The 16,836-nt window shown below is 73.5% G+C and carries 17 protein-coding genes; 6 read left to right on the top strand and 11 right to left on the bottom strand.

What is annotated here, in order from left to right:
- Positions 1-207: 207 nt before the first annotated feature.
- Positions 208-2,343, bottom strand: coding sequence for a 4-alpha-glucanotransferase (gene malQ, locus VTA80_RS16085; protein ID WP_407342094.1), 2,136 nt, complete (start codon positions 2,341-2,343; stop codon positions 208-210).
- 128 nt (positions 2,344-2,471) lie between these two features.
- Here malQ and VTA80_RS16080 point away from each other — a divergent pair, with 128 nt between their 5' ends.
- Positions 2,472-3,488 (top strand): mechanosensitive ion channel family protein, encoded by a 1,017-nt coding sequence (locus VTA80_RS16080; protein WP_407342093.1) that lies wholly within the window; start codon positions 2,472-2,474, stop codon positions 3,486-3,488.
- A gap of 27 nt (positions 3,489-3,515) precedes the next feature.
- Here the strand turns inward: VTA80_RS16080 and VTA80_RS16075 are convergent, their stop codons facing one another.
- From VTA80_RS16075 to VTA80_RS16050, 6 genes are read right to left on the bottom strand one after another with little or no spacing between them, the layout of a single operon-like run.
- Positions 3,516-4,187 carry an HAD family hydrolase gene (locus tag VTA80_RS16075; RefSeq protein WP_407342092.1) on the bottom strand — a complete coding sequence of 224 codons (672 nt, stop codon included), beginning with the start codon at positions 4,185-4,187 and terminating at the stop codon, positions 3,516-3,518.
- Between the two features lie 41 nt (positions 4,188-4,228).
- Entirely contained in the window at positions 4,229-4,693 is a 465-nt protein-coding gene (locus VTA80_RS16070) for a PTS glucose transporter subunit IIA (protein ID WP_407342091.1), read from the bottom strand.
- Positions 4,693-4,923, bottom strand: coding sequence for a PTS transporter subunit EIIB (locus VTA80_RS16065; RefSeq protein ID WP_407342090.1), 231 nt, complete (start codon positions 4,921-4,923; stop codon positions 4,693-4,695). Before VTA80_RS16065 ends, VTA80_RS16070 begins: the two co-directional genes overlap by 1 nt.
- A 52-nt stretch (positions 4,924-4,975) precedes the next feature.
- Positions 4,976-5,209 carry a glucose PTS transporter subunit EIIB gene (locus VTA80_RS16060; protein ID WP_407342089.1) on the bottom strand — a complete coding sequence of 78 codons (234 nt, stop codon included), beginning with the start codon at positions 5,207-5,209 and terminating at the stop codon, positions 4,976-4,978.
- Positions 5,206-5,469, bottom strand: coding sequence for a UTRA domain-containing protein (locus tag VTA80_RS16055; protein ID WP_407342088.1), 264 nt, complete (start codon positions 5,467-5,469; stop codon positions 5,206-5,208). The genes VTA80_RS16060 and VTA80_RS16055 overlap by 4 nt, the downstream gene beginning before the upstream one ends.
- Positions 5,394-5,999, bottom strand: coding sequence for a GntR family transcriptional regulator (locus VTA80_RS16050; RefSeq protein WP_407342087.1), 606 nt, complete (start codon positions 5,997-5,999; stop codon positions 5,394-5,396). The genes VTA80_RS16055 and VTA80_RS16050 overlap by 76 nt, the downstream gene beginning before the upstream one ends.
- Positions 6,000-6,167: 168 nt before the next feature.
- Between VTA80_RS16050 and VTA80_RS16045 the strand changes: the two genes are divergently transcribed.
- Positions 6,168-7,574, top strand: coding sequence for a PTS transporter subunit EIIC (locus VTA80_RS16045; RefSeq protein WP_407342086.1), 1,407 nt, complete (start codon positions 6,168-6,170; stop codon positions 7,572-7,574).
- Positions 7,575-7,668: 94 nt separating this feature from the next.
- Positions 7,669-9,363: a phosphoenolpyruvate--protein phosphotransferase gene (gene ptsP / locus VTA80_RS16040; protein ID WP_407342085.1), complete on the top strand. Its 1,695-nt coding sequence runs from the start codon at positions 7,669-7,671 to the stop codon at positions 9,361-9,363.
- A gap of 1 nt (position 9,364) precedes the next feature.
- Here ptsP and VTA80_RS16035 read toward each other — a convergent pair whose 3' ends face one another.
- A complete protein-coding gene (locus tag VTA80_RS16035) occupies positions 9,365-9,625 on the bottom strand; it encodes an HPr family phosphocarrier protein (protein ID WP_407342084.1) in 261 nt (86 codons plus the stop codon).
- A 101-nt stretch (positions 9,626-9,726) separates the two neighbouring features.
- Between VTA80_RS16035 and VTA80_RS16030 the strand changes: the two genes are divergently transcribed.
- The 3 genes from VTA80_RS16030 (at position 9,727) to VTA80_RS16020 (ending at position 12,734) form a co-directional block, all read left to right on the top strand.
- Positions 9,727-10,137 carry a globin gene (locus tag VTA80_RS16030; RefSeq protein ID WP_407342083.1) on the top strand — a complete coding sequence of 137 codons (411 nt, stop codon included), beginning with the start codon at positions 9,727-9,729 and terminating at the stop codon, positions 10,135-10,137.
- A gap of 70 nt (positions 10,138-10,207) precedes the next feature.
- Entirely contained in the window at positions 10,208-11,092 is an 885-nt protein-coding gene (locus VTA80_RS16025) for an acyl-CoA thioesterase (protein WP_407342082.1), read from the top strand.
- A 106-nt stretch (positions 11,093-11,198) separates the two neighbouring features.
- The gene (locus VTA80_RS16020) at positions 11,199-12,734 is read left to right on the top strand and encodes an SDR family oxidoreductase (RefSeq protein WP_407342081.1); all 1,536 of its coding nucleotides are present in this window, start codon (positions 11,199-11,201) and stop codon (positions 12,732-12,734) included.
- Here VTA80_RS16020 and VTA80_RS16015 read toward each other — a convergent pair.
- The 3 genes from VTA80_RS16015 to VTA80_RS16005 are packed head-to-tail and all read right to left on the bottom strand — an operon-like array spanning position 12,731 to position 16,824.
- Positions 12,731-13,258, bottom strand: coding sequence for an acyl-CoA thioesterase (locus tag VTA80_RS16015; protein WP_407342080.1), 528 nt, complete (start codon positions 13,256-13,258; stop codon positions 12,731-12,733). The two genes, VTA80_RS16020 and VTA80_RS16015, sit on opposite strands and share 4 nt — an antisense overlap.
- 48 nt (positions 13,259-13,306) lie before the next feature.
- Entirely contained in the window at positions 13,307-14,902 is a 1,596-nt protein-coding gene (locus VTA80_RS16010; protein WP_407342079.1) for a GTPase, read from the bottom strand.
- Positions 14,899-16,824: an ABC transporter gene (locus VTA80_RS16005; protein WP_407342078.1), complete on the bottom strand. Its 1,926-nt coding sequence runs from the start codon at positions 16,822-16,824 to the stop codon at positions 14,899-14,901. The genes VTA80_RS16010 and VTA80_RS16005 overlap by 4 nt, the downstream gene beginning before the upstream one ends.
- Positions 16,825-16,836 lie beyond the last annotated feature (12 nt).

Genomic DNA, 16,836 nt, shown 5'->3' with positions numbered 1-16,836 from the left:
CCTGACGCACCGTGGACCCGACGCACCGGGGACCCGACGCACCGGGGACCCGACGCACCGGGGACCCGACGCGCCACTGACCTGGCGACCGCCGCCACTGATACGCACACGAACTGATGCGCACCCGAACGGACGCACCGCAGGACACGCGATCGCCGACCGCGACCGACCGAATCGCTGCGGTCGGTCGGCGGTCGTGCTTGAGGGTCAGGCGCCGCGCTGCAGGGCTGCTACGAGGGACCGGAGCCGGGCACTGTCGAAGAGATCCTCGATGCAGACCAGCTGACCCGAACCGTCCGCGAGCGGAACCTTCCAGTTCGGGTACTCCGTGTCCGTACCTGGCTGGTTCTGGGCGCGCCGCTCGCCGACGGCGTCGGCCAGCGAGACCCCGACGAGCACGGCGGGAGTCGCAAGCACGAAGCGGTGCAGCGCCTCGACGACCTCGCGCTCGGACGGATCGGGACCGACGAGACCGCGCTTCTCGAGCGCCGCGATCATGGCCACACGCTCCGCGCGAGCGGCCCGCCGCACGACCTGCACCGGCTCGGTGAGCAACCCGAGCCGCTCCCGCAGCGCGACGTGCTCCTCGGCGAGATAGCCCGCGGTCGGCGGCAGGTCGTGGGTCGTGACCGTCGTGAGCGCGAGCCGCCGATAGGCCTCGGGCACCAGGGGTGCACCCGAGCTGTCCTTCTCGAACCAGAGGATCGAGGTGCCGAGGATCCCCCGGTCCGTGAGGTACCCGCGCACCCACGGCTCGAACACGCCGAGGTCCTCGCCGATCACCAGCGCGCCGGCGCGGGCAGCCTCGAGGCACAGGATGCCGATCAGGGCCTCGTGGTCGTACTTGACGTAGGCACCCTCGTCGGCGCCGGCGCCTTCCGGGATCCACCAGAGCCGGAACAGCCCGATGACGTGATCGATGCGGATGGCACCCGCGTGGCGCAGCACCGTGCGGAGCATGTCGCGGTAGGGCAGGTAGCCCGCACGCGCGACGGCGTCGGGACGCCACGGCGGCTGGGACCAGTTCTGGCCCTGCTGGTTGTACATGTCCGGCGGTGCGCCCACACCGATGTCGGTGGCGAGCACGTCGCCGAGCGCCCAGGCGTCAGCGCCGAACGGGTGCACGCCGACCGCGAGGTCCTGCATGATCCCGATGGACATGCCGCCCTCGAGCGCCGACCGCTGCGCGGCCGCGAGCTGGTCGTCGCAGACCCACTGCAGCCAGCAGTGCAGATCGATGCGCTCCGTGAGCTCGTCGCGCGCGGCCGCCACGAACGCCGAGGACGGGTCGCGCGCCTGCGCGGGCCACAGATCGGCGGTGCCGTACCGCTCCGTGAGGGCGCACCAGAGCGCGAAAGCCTCGAGCCCCTCACCCTGCTCGGCGCGGAACGCGTCGAACGCGGCCTGCCGGGCCGTTGACCGGGGCGCCGCGTAGACGACCTCGAGCGCGTTGCGCTTCGCGGTCCAGGCCGCATCGCGGTCGATCGGGCCGTCGTCGTCGTCCATGGACCGGACCGACTCCGCGGCCCACTCGACCAGCGAGCGATCGGCGGCCGACAGGTACGCCGTCTCGCGGATGTCTTCCACCCGCAGGTACAGCGGGTTCACGAACCGACGGGTCGTGGGCAGGTACGGGGACGGCGTCATCGGGCCGACGGGCTCGGCCGCATGCAACGGGTTGATCAGCAGGAAGTCCGCACCGCAGCGGCGCGCGGCGAGCCAGGCGATCTCGCCGGCGTCGGCCAGGTCGCCGACCCCCCACGACTGCTTCGAGCGCACCGAGTAGACCTGCGCCATGAAGCCCCACGCGCGCCCCTCGCGCAGCTGCGGCGGGAGCTCCAGACGCGCGGGGACGATCACGACGTTGCAGCGCGCGGGACCGCTGGGGCCCGCCGCGCGCATGGTGTGCCACCCGAGCGGGAGGTCGCCGGGGAGCTGGAAGGTCGCGCGTCCCACCCGCTGACCGTCGACGATGCGGGGCTCGGTGTAGACGTCGAGCTGGTGGACGTCGCGGCGGCCACCACCTGCCTCGCCGTCCAGCTCGAGCCAGACCTCAACGGTGTCACCGTCGTGCACGTGCACGGGGACGTGCGGCGACTCGCCCTGGCGAACCACGAGGACCGGCGGCAGCGCGCGGCGCCACGGGTCGTCCTGGACGTGGGCGAGGCTGACATCGATCCGCTCGGGCGAGGACGCGTCCACGCCGAGCGCGGCCAGCACGGAGACGAGCGTGTGAGGTGCGACGAGGAGGTGCGTCCCGTCGAAACCCCAGTAGTCGGGCACGACGCCGTACGCCTCCGCGAGTCGCAGCAGCTGCTCCGGCACTTCGCTCACGTCTGGCACGCCTCGATCCTGCCAGGTCCGGCGGCCGGGCCGCCTCTCACCGCGCGGGGCGGGGCGATTCGTCCGAATTGATCACACTATCCAAGCCACCCACGGGCCTCGACGACACGCCGACTACCCTGCTGGCCATGCTCGCCCCTCTCGCACTCCTGCTCGCCGGTCCCCGGGTTCTCGCCGCGACCGACCCGAACTCGACGCTCGACAAGGCGGCCCAGGAGACCGGTCAGTGGTTCGACGCGCTGATCACCCCCGCCTGGCAGATCGCGCTGACCCTGCTCCTCGGCGCCATCTCGCTCGCGCTGCTGCGCCGCTTCATCAAGCGCACGGTGCGACACCTGGTCGACGGCGCGCCCGCCGTGCAGCGCAACGCCGGCCGGTTCACGCGCGGCCTGCGCCAGGACGGCGGCCAGGCCGAGACCAGCCCGCTCGCCGCGGCCCGCCGCGCACAGCGCGCCAAGACGATGGGCTCCGCGCTGGGGTCCGGGGCGACGTTCTTCGTCGGCGCCGTCGTCGTCGTGCTGATCCTCGGGATCCTCAACGTCGACGTCGGCCCGCTGCTCGCGTCGGCCGGCGTCGTCGGGGTCGCGCTCGGGTTCGGCGCGCAGACGCTGGTCAAGGACTTCCTCGCCGGCATCTCGATGCTCGCCGAGGACCAGTACGGCGTCGGCGACGTCGTCGACCTGGGCGAGGCGAGCGGCGTCGTCGAGCAGGTGGGGCTGCGGGTGACGCAGGTCCGGTCGCTCAACGGGACGCTCTGGTACGTGCGCAACGGGGAGATCCTGCGGGTCGGCAACATGACCCAGGGGTGGTCGCGCGCGCTCATCGAGGTTCGCGTGCTCGCAGATCAGGACGTGCCGCGCGTCCAGGCGCTCCTGCTCGAGGCTGCGGCCGAGGTGGCCGCCGATCCCGATCTCGGGCCCGCGATCCAGGGGCCGGCCGAGGTCGCCGGCATCGAGGACCTCTCGGCGGAGGGCGCGATGCTCCGCCTGCTCGTGAAGACCGCGCCCTCGCGGCAATGGGACGTGTCGCGCGCACTGCGGGCCCGCATCCGGGTCTCGCTCGCCCGCGAGGGGATCGATCTGGCCCTGCCGCGGCGCGAGGTCGTCATCGAGCGGACCCAGGTCCCGGTTCCGCCGGTCGACTGACCCGCGCGAGAAGGCCTCGACCAGCGGTCAGTCCCGCGCAGCGAGCTGCTCGACCGCGAGCGCGAGGTCGAGCAGGTCGGGTCCGGTCTCGTGGGCGCCGGCCGCCAGCAGCACCGCCGCGTCCTGCGTCGTGGTGACGCCGACCAGGTGCCCGACGCCGGCCGCCCGGCCCGACGCGATCCCGGCCGGGGAGTCCTCCACAGCGATCAGGTCCTGCGGTCGCAACCCGAGCAGCCGCGACCCGCGCCGGAACGGTTCCGGATCGGGCTTGCCCCGCACGCAGTCCTCCGCCGTCACGCTGAGCACCGCGGGCCCGCCCTGACCGAGCAGGCTCCAGGCCGCGGCCACCCAGCCGCGCGTCGCCGAGGTCACCACGGCGACCGGCAGGCCGGACCGGGCGCACGCCGCCAGCAGGCGGACCGCACCCGGCACCGGCTCGGGCCGCAGCGTCGAGCGGGCCAATGCCGCCAGCACCGCCGCGGTGAGGAGCTCGGGGTCCTCGCCGGCCCAGGGACCGTCGAGGGTCGGGAAGACCTCCTGCGCGCGCCGGCCCGCGAACTGACGGACGACGTCGTCCGCCACGTCCCAGCCACGCGTCGCGAAGTACGCGCGGAACGCCGCCTGGTGCACCGGTTCACTGTCGAGCAGCGTGCCGTCGAGGTCGAGCAAGAGACCGGCACCCGCGCGGCCGACCCGCACAGCGAGGTCCGGACGTGGAGAGAGGTCCGGGCGTAGGCCGATCAGGCCCACTCGAGCAGCGGTTCGCCTGCCCGCACGGCAGTGCCGGGCGCCACCAGGCCGGTCACGGTCCCCGGCTTGCCCTCGAGCGCGACGACGGGGCAGATCGGCGAACGCCCACCGGCCTCGACGTCGGCCGGGGTCCAGCTCACCACGACGTCACCGGCCGCGACCGTGTCACCCTCGGCGGCGTGCAGCGTGAAGCCGACCCCGGCGAGCTGGACAGTGTCGAGCCCGAGGTGCACCAGCACACCGCGCGATCCCGGCGCCACGATCACGAACGCGTGCGGGTGCAGCTTGAAGATCGTCCCGGCGACCGGCGCGATCGCCTCGACCACACCGTCGCGGCTCGGGTCGATCGCCAGGCCGGGGCCGACGATCTCGCCCGCGAAGACAGGGTCGGGGACGTCAGCCATCGCCCGCACGGTGCCGGAGACCGGCGCCAGCACGATGAGAGGCAACGCCATCAGCGCAGGTCCGCGATGTCGGACGCGAGGGTGTCGGCCTCGGGGCCGACGACGACCTGGACGACCTTGCCCGAGCGGACGACACCGAACGCACCGGTGGCCTTGAGCGCGACCTCGTCGACGAGCGACGCGTCCTTGACCTCGACGCGGAGCCGGGTGATGCACGGTTCGAGGTCGAGGATGTTCGCATCCCCGCCCAGGGCCGCGAGGATCTTCTCTGCCTTGCTCATGGGGTTCTCCTTGATGACCGACGCCGGCTCGGGTGCCGGGCGTCAAGACTAGTCACATCAGTTCCTCGAGGTCGGTCGCGAGGGTGTCGACGCTGGGGCCGACCACGACCTGCACGACGCGTCCGGCGATCATCACGCCGTGCGCGCCCGCGGCACGCAGCGCCGGGACGTCCACGAGCGCCGGGTCGCGCACCTCCGAGCGCAACCGGGTGGTGCACGGCTCGATGTCGATGATGTTCTCGACCCCGCCCAGGGCCGCCAGGATGCTCGCCGCTTGGTCCGTCACGCTGGTTGGCTCCCGAGTGAGTGCGCCGCCGTCGTCATCGGCGACTGGAAGGCTGTCTGAGTGGTGAGCTGGGGTGTGATGGAGCGACGCGGGGCGCGCAGCGGGACCCAGAGCACGTACCGGTCGGCCCGGTAGGACGAACGCGAGTAGACGCACGCCGTCTCGCCCGCGAACGTGCGCCGGGTCATCCGCAGCACGGCGCGCCCGACCGGTAGCCCGAGCAGATCGGCATCCTGCGCGTCGACCTCGGCGGCCGCCACGGTGTCCTCGCCCCAGTCGAGCTCGAGACCGCGCCGCCGCAGCTCGCCGTACACGCTCGCGGGGGCCCGTCGTCGTACAGGCCCGGGGCGAGGCGGCTGGGCAGCCAGGACTGCTCGATGGCCATCGGCTCGCCGTCGGCGTACCTCACGCGGTGCAAGTAGAAGACCTGCTCGCCAGGCAGAAGGTCGAGCGCATCGGCGATGTCGGACGCCGCGGCGATCTCCTCGGCGGCCAGCACCTTCGACGAGGGCTCCATGCCGCGGCGGAGCATCTCCTCGCCGAACGACGACAGCCGGACCTCGAGATCCATCTTGGACGGCGCGACGAACGTGCCGCGCCCCTGCTCGCGCTCGAGCAACCCCTCGACCACCAGGGCGTCCACGGCCTGGCGCACCGTCATCCGCGAGACGCCGAAACGCTCGCACAGCAGCCGTTCGGACGGGATCGCATCGCCCACCGCGAGCTCGTGGGTGACCAGCGACCGGAGGTAGTCGCGCACCCGCACGTGCTTGAGGACCGAGTGCCGCACCGTCGTCCCACCCCCCGATCACCGGATATCGAGCCGTCGGTGTCTGCCTTGACACCGTGGGACCCATTCCACCACAGTGGGGCCCAACTGGTCCAGACATCTAGTGCACCTGCGGGGTGAAACGCCCCTTGAGGGGCGCGCCCGCACACAATGAGGAGTGCAACCGCAATGACTGCTACCACCGCCGGCGAGGTCCGCGAGAAGCGGGCGTTCCCGGGCCTGGCCCAGCTCCAACGCATCGGGCGTTCGCTGATGCTACCCATCGCCTCCCTCCCGGTCGCGGCGCTCATGCTGCGCCTCGGCCAGGACGACATGCTCGGCGTCGACGGCCTCGCCGGCGCCTGGGGCGACTGGCTCCTGCCCGTGGCGGCCACGCTCGCCTCGGCCGGCGACGCGCTGTTCTCGAACCTGCCGATGATCTTCGCGCTCGGCGTGGCCGTCGGCTACGCCCGCAAGTCCGACGGGTCGACGGCCCTCGCCGCCCTGATCGGCTACCTCGTGTTCAAGGGCGTCTCGACCGGGCTGTCCCCCTACGTGCTCGGCAAGGCGGCCGAGGGCGAGGACCAGCAGCTCATCAACTACGGCGTGCTCGGCGGCATCGTCATCGGCCTGGTCGCGGCGCTGCTCTACCAGAAGTACTACCGGATCAAGCTGCCGCCCTACCTCGCGTTCTTCGGCGGGCGTCGCTTCGTCCCGATCGTCACCGCGGGCATGGCCATCGTCATCGCCGTCATCGGCGCGCTCATCTATCCCGCGTTCGACGCCGGTCTGACCTCGGTCGCCGAGTTCGTCACCGGGTCGACCGTCCTCGGTGGGTTCGTGTACGGCACCGCGAACCGCCTGCTCGTCCCGATCGGGCTGCACCACCTGCTCAACTCGCTCCCGTGGTTCCAGTTCGGGGAGTTCACGGACGCGAGCGGCAAGGTCTGGGAGGGCGACATCGCCCGCTTCCTGCACGGCGACCCGACCGCCGGGACGTTCATGACCGGCTTCTTCCCGATCATGATGTTCGCGCTGCCCGGTGCCGCCCTCGCCTTCGTGCACACCGCCAAGCCGTCCAAGCGCAAGGTCATCGCCGGGATCATGGGCTCGGCCGCGCTGGTCTCGTTCGTCACCGGGGTCACCGAGCCCCTCGAGTTCTCGTTCATGTACGTGGCCTACCCGCTGTACGTGATCCACGCGGTCCTGACCGGAACCTCGCTCGCACTCGTGAACGCGCTCGACATCCACGCGGGCTTCGGCTTCTCGGCGGGCGCGATCGACTACCTGCTCAACTTCCGGATCGCGCAGCAACCCGTCCTGCTGCTGGCCATCGGGCTCGCCTACGGGGTCGTGTACTACTTCTTGTTCCGCTTCGTGATCGTCAAGTGGAACCTGCGCACCCCCGGCCGCGAGGTCGACGGCGACAGCGGTGCCAACAACTTCCTGGTCGACCAGCCGGACGACGACTTCGTGGACCCGATCACGGTCGCGACGAGCAGCAGCACTGGGACCGGCACAGCGAAAAGCACAGCGACCAGCACAGCGAGCACGACGACGACGGGGACTCCCCCGACGCTGGCCCCCGGGCTCTAGGGCCGATGCTCCGCGGTCGGGACCTGGTCCCGACCGCGGTGCGCGTCTGAGATCTACCGTGGTACGCGTTCCGACCGACGAACAAGAGGATTCCATGAGCTCCACCGCCAACGCCCCCCAGGTCCTCGCCGGCATCGGCGTCAGCCCCGGTCGCGCGGCGGGTGCCGTCGTGGTCATGCCCGACGCCGTCCCCGAGCCCCCTGTCGGTGCGACCCTCGACGCGGCCGACGACGCCGGCGCCGCCGCCGAGCGGATCGCCGCGGCCTCCGCCGCCGTCCGGAAGTCGCTCGAGGAGTCCGCCCAGCGAGCCAGCGGCACCGGGCGGGAGATCCTCGAGACGACCGCGATGATGGCGGCCGACCCCACGCTGATCAAGGCCGCGCAGAAGCTCGTGCGGACGAACCGGATGGATCCGGCCCGCGCCGTCTGGCAGTCGGCGAACACGGTGATCGACCAGCTGGCGAGCCTCGGCGGGTACATGGCCGAGCGCACGGGCGACGTCGCCGACGTGCGCGGCCGGATCGTCGCCGTCCTGACCGGCCGGCCCGCCCCCGGGGTCCCCGACCTCCCGCACCCCTTCGTCCTGCTCGCCACCGACCTGGCCCCCGCCGACACCGCCACGCTCGACCCCGAGCGCGTCATCGCGATCGTCACCAGCCAGGGCGGTCCGACGTCGCACACGGCGATCATCGCGCGCTCGCTCGGGATCCCCGCCGTCGTCGGCGCGGCGCGCGCGACCGAGATCGCCGCGGGCGCCGTCGTGCTCGTGGACGGCGCTGCGGGCACGATCACGATCGACCCGACCCCGGCGCAGCTCGCGCGCGCCGCCGAGCTCGCGGCGCGCGTGCGCACGTTCGACGGCACCGGCCGGACCAGCGACGGTCACCTCGTCCCGCTGCTGGCCAACATCGGCAAGCCCGACGGCGCGCAGGCCGCCGCCGACGCGGGCGCCGAGGGCGTCGGGCTGTTCCGCACCGAGTTCTGCTTCCTCGACCGCGCGCAGGCGCCGACCATCGACGAGCAGGTCGCGCAGTACCGCGAGGTCCTCGCGGCGTTCGCCGGCAAGAAGGTCGTGGTCCGCACGCTCGACGCGGGCGCCGACAAGCCGCTGCCGTTCCTCACGAACACGGACGAGCCCAACCCCGCACTGGGTGTGCGCGGGCTGCGGACCGCGACGCGCAACCCCGAGATCCTCGAGGACCAGCTGACGGCGATCGCGCGGGCGGCCGAGGCCGAGAGCGCCGACGTGTGGGTCATGGCACCGATGGTGTCGACCGTCGCCGAGACGGAGGAGTTCGTCGGTCGGTGCCACGCGCACGGCCTGGCGACCGCCGGGGTGATGGTCGAGGTGCCCAGCGCCGCGCTGCAGTCCGGACCGATCCTGGCGCGCGCCGCGTTCGCGAGCATCGGCACCAACGACCTCACGCAGTACGCGATGGCCGCCGACCGGTTGCTCGGCGACCTGGCCACGCTCTCCACGCCCTGGCAGCCCGCCGTGCTGCAGCTGATCGCCGCGACCTGCCGCGGCGGCGCGCAGCAGGGCCGACCGGTCGGGGTGTGCGGCGAGGCCGCCGCCGACCCTGCCCTGGCGGTGGTGCTGACCGGGATGGGGATCGCGACGCTCTCGATGTCGGCCCGGGCGCTGCCCGACGTCGCGGCCGTGCTGGCCTCGGTGACCCTCGCGCAGTGCCGTCAGCTGGCCGAGCTCGCCCTGACGGCCGAGTCGGCGGACGGAGCGCGCGCTGCGGTGCGCGCGCAGCTGCCGGTGCTGGAGGAGCTCGGGATCTGACTCAGGCGGAGGTCGCCAGGTACTCGACGAGCACGGCGAGCGCCTCCGCGGCGCCGTCGTCGTCGGCCCGGAGCAGGACCTCGTCGCCGAAACCGGCACCGAGGGTCATGACGCCGAGGATGCTGTCGGTCGCGACGTGCTCCCCGCCGTCCCGGCCGATCGTCATCTTGACCTGCTGGGTGCCGGCCAGCTGGACGAAGAGCGCCGCCGGGCGCGCGTGCAGGCCCTCGGCGATGGCGACCTTGACACGACGTTCGAGCACGAGGGCCTCCGGTTCTAGGTGAGATGCCTTGACAGGCTAGTGCCCAGGCCGCGCACCCACGCACCCCGCCCCGTCTTGCGCCCCGGTGCGAGGATGACCCGGTGGACCCTGCCCCCTCGACCGATGCCCCCGACCCCGGTTCGTTCTATGCGCTGATCGGCGGGCACGACACCTTTGTCCGCCTCGTGGACGCCTTCTACGCGGGGGTGGCCGACGACGACCTGCTGCGCCCGATGTACCCCGAGGAAGACCTGGGACCGGCCAAGGTCCGCCTGACGATGTTCCTCGAGCAGTACTGGGGCGGGCCGACGACCTACTCCGAGCAGCGCGGGCACCCGCGCCTGCGGCTGCGGCACGCGCCGTTCGAGGTGAGCCCGCAGGCGCGGGACCGCTGGTTGGCGCACATGCGCACCGCCGTCGCCTCGCTCGGGCTGCCGCCGCTGCCGCAGGGCCAGCTCTGGGACTACCTCGAGCGGGCGGCGCACTCGATGGTCAACGCCACCGATTCCTGAGTCGAGGATCACTTGCTCACCCCCCGTGCTTTCGGCTCGGGGAGCGCCCGGCGTGTGTGACGCTGGGATCATGACTGCATTGACCACGGATCCGATGGCGCGGCTGCTCGCTGCGCTCACGCTCTCGCCCGAGGGCGAGGACACGTTCGTGGGATCCAGCCTGCGACGCCCCGGCGGGCGGGTCTTCGGCGGTCAGGTGCTCGCGCAGGCTCTCCTCGCGGCGGGCCGGACGGTGCCGGACGGGCGGCTGCCGCACTCGCTGCACGGGTACTTCCTGCGACCCGGTGATGCCACCAAGCCCATCACCTTCGCGGTCGAGCGCATGCGCGACGGGCGCTCGTTCAGCGCCCGTCGGACGCACGCCTACCAGAACGGCAGCAGTGGCGAGCCGATCCTGTCGATGATCACGTCGTTCCAGGAGGAGCAGGACGGGTTCGAGCACTTCGACCCGATGCCCGACGTGCCGCCGCCGTCCGACGTCGGCTCCGCGCACGACCTGCTCGAGGGGATCGACCACCCGCTCGCGCGGTTCTGGCTCGAGGAGAGCGCCTTCGACCTTCGCCACGTCGAGTCCCCGCTCTACCTGCGTCCGGCCCCGGCCCACACCGACCACCAGATGCTCTGGATGCGCGCCCGCGGGGTGCTCCCCGACGACGAGCTGCTGCACCGCGCGCTGCTGGCCTACGCGTGCGACGAGGTCGTGCTCGAACCGGTGATGCGTCGCCACGGCCTGGCCCTGACCACCCCGGGGCTGTCGATCGCCAGCCTCGACCACGCGATGTGGTGGCACCGCTCCGCGCGCGTCGACCAGTGGCTGCTGTTCGTGCAGAGCTCCCCCAGCGCGCAGGGCGGCCGCGGCCTCGCCAAGGCGCAGATCTACACGGAGACGGGCACCCTCGTGGCGACGATCGCCCAGGAGGGCATGTTCCGAGCCCCGAACCCGCCCACGGAGTAGCACGAACCCGCAGTCCACCTCGGTCAGCCACGCTCGGTCCGACAAACTCGGTCAGATAACGACGATTCGATAGGTGATCGCCGACATCTCGGCGATACTCGCGGGCATGGCTGAGCATCCTGAGGGACCCGTCGTCGTCACGCCCGACATCGCGGCGGTGCGGCCGCTGACCGTCGCGGTGACCGGAGTGACCGGGTACGTCGGCGGCCGGCTCGTGCCGGAGCTGATCGCCGTCGGGCACCAGGTGCGCGCCGTGGCGCGCAACCCGAGCCGGTTGCGCGGGCGGCCGTGGTTCGGCGAGGTGGAGATCGTCCAGGCCGACGTCTCGGTGCTGGACGAGACCCGCGCCGCGCTGCAGGGCGTCGACGTCGCGTACTACCTGGTCCACTCCCTCGGCTCGGGCCACCGCTTCGAGGCGCGCGACCGCGCCACCGCGCTGAACTTCGCACGCGCCGCCCGCGAGGCCGGCGTCGGGCGGATCGTGTACCTGGGCGGGCTGTTCCCCGAGGGCGAGGAGCTGTCGCCGCACCTCGAGTCCCGCAAGGAGGTCGGCGAGATCCTGCTCGCGTCCGGCGTCCCGACCACCGTGCTGCGGGCGGCGATCATCCTGGGCTCGGGCTCCGCGTCGTTCGAGATGATGCGGTACCTCACCGAGCGGCTCCCGGCGATGACCGTGCCGAAGTGGGTCGACAACCGGATCCAGCCGATCGCGATCAGGGACGTGCTGCGCTACCTCGTCGGATCGGCGACGATGCCGCCGGACGTGAACCGTTCGTTCGACATCGGTGGGCCCGACGTGCTGACCTACCGCCAGATGATGCAGGGGTACGCCCACGCGGCGGGCCTGCCCAAACGCATCATCGTGCGGGTCCCGGTGCTCACCCCGCGGCTGTCGAGCCACTGGGTCGGCGTGGTGACCCCCGTCCCGGCGGGCCTGGCGAAGCCGCTCGTCGAGTCGTTGATCCACGAGGTCGTGTGCGACGAGCACGACATCGCCCAGTACGTCCCGGACCCGCCCGACGGGCTGGTCACGTTCGACCGGGCGGTCCGGCTGGCGCTCGAGCGCGTCCAGGCCGCCACCGTCGACACCCGGTGGTCGTCGGCCGCGCTGACCGGGGCCCCGAGCGACCCGTTGCCGAGCGATCCCGACTGGGCCGGCGGCTCGCTGTACGTCGACGAGCGGCGCACGGCCGTCGACGCCTCGCCGGAGGCGTTGTGGGCCGTCATCCAGGCGATCGGCGGCGAGCGCGGCTGGTACTCGTGGGCGTTCGCCTGGCAGGTGCGCGGCGTGCTCGACCGGCTCTCGGGCGGACCCGGGCTCCGCCGCGGCCGGCGCCACCCCCACGAGCTACGGGTCGACGACGCGCTGGACTTCTGGCGGGTCGAGGAGGTCGAGCCCGGCACGCTGCTACGGCTGCGGGCCGAGATGCGCCTGCCGGGGCTCGCGTGGCTCGAGCTGCGGGTCGAGGACGGCGAGGACGGCGAGACGGTGTTCGCGCAGCGCGCGCTCTTCCACCCGCACGGTCTGGCCGGCCAGCTCTACTGGTGGTCGGTCGCGCCGTTCCACGGCATCGTGTTCGGCGGCATGCAGCGCGGGATCGCGCAGGCCGCCGAACGCGCCGCCGGCGCGTCCGTGAACTAGGCGGAACCGCGCCGCCGGAGCGCCACCATGGGCCCGGTGTACGGGGCCCAGGAGGCGCGCTCGGCGTCTGTCAACCGACGCGGCGACCCGGCGGCGGGGTCGACGAGCACGAGCGTCGTGGACGCCCGCGCGTAGACGACGGGCGAAGCGGCCGACGTCGCGTCGACGTCGGGCAGAACGTGCTCCTCCGTGCCCCCGTCGCCGTCGCACACCTCGTAGCAGACGTCGATGCTCGCACCCCCGAAGTGACCGATCCAGAGCTCGACGATGACCGGCGCGCGCCGGTACCCGAGCGGGCGGAGGTACTCGATCTCCTGCCGCGCGACGAGCATCACCGTCTGCGAATCGGGCCCGGCGTCGATCACGGCCGTCGGCCAGCCGCCGTCGACCCCGGGGTGCGGGTGGGTCCAGAACGCCGCGATGCGCGCCTCTTCCAGCACGCGGAACATCTCGACGTTGTTGATGTGCCCGTACGCGTCCATGTCGGACCAGCGCAGCTGCACCGGAACCCTGAGTCGACTCATCCGCTCACTCCCCTGTTGGTGATTCACAACGCGGCGAGCCGCGCACAGCTACAACGCGGCGAGCCGGGATGCGGCCCGGCATCGTTCGAGCGCCCGCATCTCCTCGCCCAGCGGCCGCACCAGCCGCTCGTCCGCCACCTGTCCGACGGCGATCCGCAGCCGCGACCTGGCCCGCGCGCCGCGGCGTCGGGCGATCCAGGCGCCGACGGCGCGGCACAACAGCGCGAGCCCGATGCCGGCGACCACTCCCCCCAGCACGAGCACGGTCGGCGCGGGCAGGCCGAGCCACAGCGGGGTCGACGGTTCGGGAAGCCGGAGGTAGCTGAGCACCGCGAGGCCGGCGAGCCAGGCCAGGCCCGCGACCAGCGCGGCCAGCAGCAGCCATTGGGCGACGCCGATCACGCGCCACCAGGTCGGTGCCCGCTCGGCGTCGAGCCGAGTGCCGGCGACGGCCTGGTCGAGCGCGTCGGGCAGCGTGGCCGCCGCCGTGCGGGCCCGGGCGCGAGCGGCCAGGACCCAGGCGTCCGGCACACCCGCGGTAGCGGTCGCGGTGTAGTCGCGCACGGCGTTCCCCGCCCCGGCGCGCGCCGCCGCGCCCGGACCCGGCAGCGACGAGCGGGTCAGGTCGGGTCGTTCGGGCACACGTTCGAGGTGCAGCCGGCGCAGGGGGTCGGGCCGGAACCGGGCGAGCCAGCGCGTCGGCGGCCAACCGGTCGCGGCCCGCGCCCGCCGGGCGGCAGAGGCACGGACCGCCTCGACGACCACCGCGACCCCCGCCGCGTCCTCGAACGCCGTGACCAGGTCCTCCCGCGCGGCGCGCTGCACGCGCGGCGGCACGCCGGCGCCGCACGCCTGCGCGATCCGTGCCGCCTGCACGCGGACGTCCGCCACGAGGCGTGCCGTGGCGGCGGCGCGCTTGGCCGCCGCCCGACGCAGCAGCTCGCGCAGCTCGTCGAGCCCCTCCCCGGTGGTCGCCGAGACGGCCAGGACGGCACTACCGACGAGACCGTCCTGCGCCGCGAGCCGCCGGAGGTCCGCCACGCAGCGGTCCCGCTCTGCCGGTGTCAGCCGGTCGACCTGGTTGAGCACCAGCACGACGACGTCCGCGTGCTTGGCCAGCGGCCGCAGGTAGTGCTCGTGCAGGGCGGCGTCGGCGTACTTCTGCGGATCGGCCACCCAGACGAACAGGTCGACCCGCTCGAGCAGCCGCTCCGCGCGCAGCCGGTGCTCGACGACGACCGAGTCGTGGTCGGGCAGGTCGAGCAGCACGAGGCCGGCCGCAGCCGCGGTGGCCGGCCCGTCCAGGTACCGGCGCGCGTCCACGCCGAGCCAGTCGAGCAGCCCCGCCGCACCCTCGCCGCCCCAGACGGCAGCGGCCGGGAGTCCGGTGGTCGGCCGGCGCACCCCGGTCACGGCGACCTGCTGACCTGCCACCGCATTCAGGATGGACGACTTCCCGGACCCCGTAGAGCCCGCCAGCGCGACCACGGTGTGGTCGGCGGAGAGCTCGAGCCGCTCGCGCGCCTGCGTGAGCACGCGCTGGGCCGGCGCCAGGTCCGCCGACGGGATCCGCCCCTGGCCTGCCTCGACCGCCTCGTCGAGCGCCGCGACCCGCGCTGCGAGGCTGAGTCCGCGGGTGCTCACGGTGCACCCGGTCCACGCAGCATTCGGCGCCACCACGGACGAACCTTGCTCGACGCACTCCCGTCGGCGGCCGTGACCGCACCGGGTCGCACCCCCGCGCCCGCACCGCGCAGCGCACCACCGCTGAAGACGGGCGCCGCCGCCCCAGCGGGCTCGAAACCGGCGGTCCGGGCCCGCTGGGCGGCTGTGGCCACCGCGTTCGCCGCCGCCCGCAGCGCGTCGCCGCTCGCCTGCTCGGTCTCGAGCGCGTCGAGGGCGACCGTGAACCGCCGGGACTGGCCGGCCATGATCCCCCGCGCCCGCACCGCGAGCCGGTCGGCCGCGCTCCGCGCGAGCTGGCGCACCGCATCGTCACCGAAGACCGCCTCGAGCAGCCGCTGCGCCAGGAGTGCCGACCCGCCGGCGATGCCGATCTCCGCGCCGGTCAGCCCGCTCGTGGAGGCGAAGACCACGACCATCAGTGCCGCGCCGAGCCCGTTCACGCCGAACGACAGGACCCGAGCCGTCGCGCGCTTGCCCGCACCCTCCTCGGCGACCAGGGCGAGCACGTCGGACTGCCAGGCCCGGATCTCGGCCGCGACCTGCACCCGCAGGTCGGCCGTGCCGCTCACCGGCGAGGGGCCGACGAGCAGCCCCGCACCGGCCGGGTCCGAGCGCCAGGCACCGTCCGCTCGATCGGCGGCCTCGCCGGCGGCATCCAAGATCACGGCTTCGAGCCCGTGCCCGATGGCGGCCGCGAGCTCGGGCTCCGGGGGACGCTTGCCGCGCAGGGCCGCCACGATCCGGTCCCGGGCCCAGCCGACGCGACTCTCCATCGCACGGAAGAACTCGCCCGTGCCGACCACGTCCTGCCAGCGGGCGAGCACCTCGCCGCGCAGCATCGTGCCGTCCGCCGTCGCGCGCAGCACCGCAGCGAGCGCGTCGTCGTAGGCCGCCTCGACCGCGGAGCGCAAGCGCGTGTCAGCGGCCTTCTGGGCATCGGCCGCGTCCGCGAGCGCCGCGGAGCGCACCAGCAGGTCGGCGATCGCGCCGTCCCGGGTCCGAGCGATCGCCGCGGCACGAGCGGCGGCATCCCCGCCGAGCGCGGTGAGCCAGTCGGCCACCGGCGCGACGACCGGCGCGGGCAGCAGGCCATCGACCGCCGTCGCCTCCGCGACCACGAGCACAGGCGCGTCCGCGAGCCCGTGCTCAGCGAGCATCGCCGCGAGATGAGCGCCGACGGGCCCCTCGGTCCCGGGGTCCACGCGGTCGAGCACGAGGGCGATCTCCGCGTGGCGGCGCGCCGCCGTCGCGAGCAGGTCCCACGGGACGGCGTCGGCGTACCGGGCGGCGGTCGTCACGAACAGCCACAGGTCGGCCGCCCCCAGCAGCTGGGTCGCGAGCAGCCGGTTCTCCTGCACCACCGAGTCGATGTCGGGTGCGTCGAGCAGAGCCATCCCGGGCGGGACGGCGGCCGACGCGACGAGCCGAAGGGCACCGAGGCCGCTGCCACCGGCGGCGGCATCCGCGACGTCGGCCCCGGTCAGGCGCGCGAGGCCCGGCAGGACGCGGTCGCCGCGGAACCAGTTCGCATCGAGCGGGTGGTGCACCAGCACCGGTGCACGCGTGGTCGGCCGGAGCACGCCCGACGCGCTGACCACCTCCCCGAGCAGGGAGTTCACGAGCGTGGACTTGCCGGCACCGGTCGACCCGCCCACGACGACGAGCAGGGGCGCGCCGCTCGACCGCACCCGGGGCAGGAGGTAGTCGTCGAGCTGGTCGAGCACCTGGACGCGTTCGGTCCGCTGCCGCTCGGCACCCGGGAGGTCGAGCGGCAGCCGGACCGCACCGGCCGCCGCCCGCAACCCGACCAACGACGCGACCAGGGCAGCGGTCGCCGACTCAGGTGCGGCCGGCGCCGCTGCCCCCTCTTCGCGTGTCACAGAGCAGCAGGG

The organism is Pengzhenrongella phosphoraccumulans (assembly GCF_045689905.1).
In the GTDB taxonomy this organism is placed as follows: Bacteria; Actinomycetota; Actinomycetes; order Actinomycetales; family Cellulomonadaceae; genus Pengzhenrongella; species Pengzhenrongella phosphoraccumulans.
This window is presented reverse-complemented; position numbering and strand designations above follow the sequence as displayed.